The organism is Pseudomonadota bacterium (assembly GCA_022361155.1).
Classification (GTDB): domain Bacteria; phylum Myxococcota_A; class Polyangia; order Polyangiales; family JAKSBK01; genus JAKSBK01.
This window is the reverse complement of record JAKSBK010000247.1, coordinates 1-1530: the sequence shown is the minus strand read 5'-3', so window position 1 is coordinate 1530 and position 1530 is coordinate 1. Positions and strand designations below refer to the sequence as shown.

General features: G+C 65.9%; 3 protein-coding genes. 1 reads left to right on the top strand and 2 read right to left on the bottom strand.

All coding sequences use genetic code 11. The features are described from left to right. The coding region (locus tag MJD61_09230; GenBank protein MCG8555452.1) for a glycoside hydrolase family 3 C-terminal domain-containing protein at positions 1 to 513 on the bottom strand (513 nt) is incomplete at its 3' end. Between the two features lie 76 nt (positions 514 to 589). Next, positions 590 to 778: a cupin domain-containing protein gene (locus tag MJD61_09225; protein ID MCG8555451.1), complete on the bottom strand. Its 189-nt coding sequence runs from the start codon at positions 776 to 778 to the stop codon at positions 590 to 592. Between the two features lie 19 nt (positions 779 to 797). Between MJD61_09225 and MJD61_09220 the strand changes: the two genes are divergently transcribed. After that, positions 798 to 1457: an S-adenosylmethionine:tRNA ribosyltransferase-isomerase gene (locus tag MJD61_09220; GenBank protein ID MCG8555450.1), complete on the top strand. Its 660-nt coding sequence runs from the start codon at positions 798 to 800 to the stop codon at positions 1455 to 1457. Positions 1458 to 1530: the final 73 nt, after the last annotated feature.

Here is a 1530-nt window from a genome sequence, read left to right as displayed (position 1 = left end):
GCCTTCACGGTAGTGGGCCTTCCACTCGGTTTCTTGCGAACCACGTCCATAGCGAGATAGCTCGTAGAGCTGGGCCCCGTCGGGCAGGTAGTTTCCAAACCAATGATGATCCTCGGGCCGGCGTCCCAGAGTGAAGGGAAGCTTTCCCGAGGGGCTAACCTTGCCCAGCAGAACCTCGGCGATCGGCTTGCCACCGTGCTCACCCGGGAAAAACGCCTGAACGATGGCAGGCACCCTGTCGGCAAACGGGGCCATGTGGATTCCGGTTCCGGTCAAGACGACGACAACGACGTTTTTGTTGCGGGTTCGAATCGAGTTGATGAGGCCATACTGCTTCCTATCGAGAGCGAAGGGCTGGTCCTTGCCCTCGCGCTCCCGCCTCTGCTCGTGCATGAACTGCTCGGAGCCGATCCCGACCACGACCAGATCGGCAAGTTTCGAGAGGGTGACGACGTCGCGCCGAAGCACCAAGGGGTGCTTCCCCTTTCCATGACACTGGCTGACCCTGCCCATATCCGCGCCTGATCGACACCGAGAATGTGCATGTGTGTGTTCCGGGATCTTCGTCAAGGCTGCTTGCCCCGAGATCTCAACTCGCGACGGGCGCGAAAGCGATCACGCTGTAGGCCACTGCCCTGGAGCGTCCGGGGTTGGAGTAGCCGTGCTGCTGGTCACCGCGGAAGACGACGACGTCCCCGGGGGCCAGGCGCCAGACGGTGCCCGCGACCGACAGTTGAACCTCGCCGATCTCGCACGTGAGGTACTCACGGGTCCGCACGGTGTGCGGCGTGCCGGTCATGCGGCTACCCGCGGGCAGCTCCATGCGCTCGATGTCGAGACCGGGGATGGTTTCCGGGAGCAGCTTGCGAACCTGGACCTTGCCCCTGGTTCGGGTAGGGAGGCTCGCCGCCGAGCTGTGGTCGGTCCAGACCGTCTACGGTGGGCGCCCGTGGGCAGTGGAAATGCCGTCGGCCGGCCGCCCCCTGGATTGGCAGATGCTGCTCGAGCTGCGCGCGCGAGGAATCGAGCTTGCCACCGTCACCCACGCAGCAGGTCTGAGCGCTACGGGAGACCCCGATCTGGACGCGGCGCTACCGCTGCCTGAGCGCTACGAGATTCCACCCGCGACGGTGGCGGCGGTGGTACGCGCGCGCGCTCGAGGCGGCCGTGTGATCGCGGTCGGAACCACGGTCGTGCGCGCCCTCGAAGGAGCTGCTCGCAAGCATGGCGGCCGACTTGCGGCCGGCGAAGGCGAGACCGACCTGATCATCGATGCGCAGTTCGAGGTTCGGGTTGTGGACGGGCTGCTGACGGGAATGCACGAATCCGCCGAGAGCCATTTTCGCCTGCTCGGTGCCTTCGCCCCGCGCGACGTTCTCGACGACGCGCCTGGCCATGCCGTTGCCGCCGGCTACCGAACCCACGAGTTCGGCGACGCGAGCCTGATCCTGGCCTAGAGCGCCGACCGGTTTAAAGCGCGCCGTGGAATCCAAGCAGCGCGAGGCGCCGCTGGCGAGGCGCGACAACTAG

Bases quoted from the DNA above. Each gene is read 5' to 3' on its own strand.
- MJD61_09220 (MCG8555450.1), top strand. From the start codon at position 798: ATGCGGCTACCCGCGGGCAGCTCCATGCGCTCGATGTCGAGACCGGGG.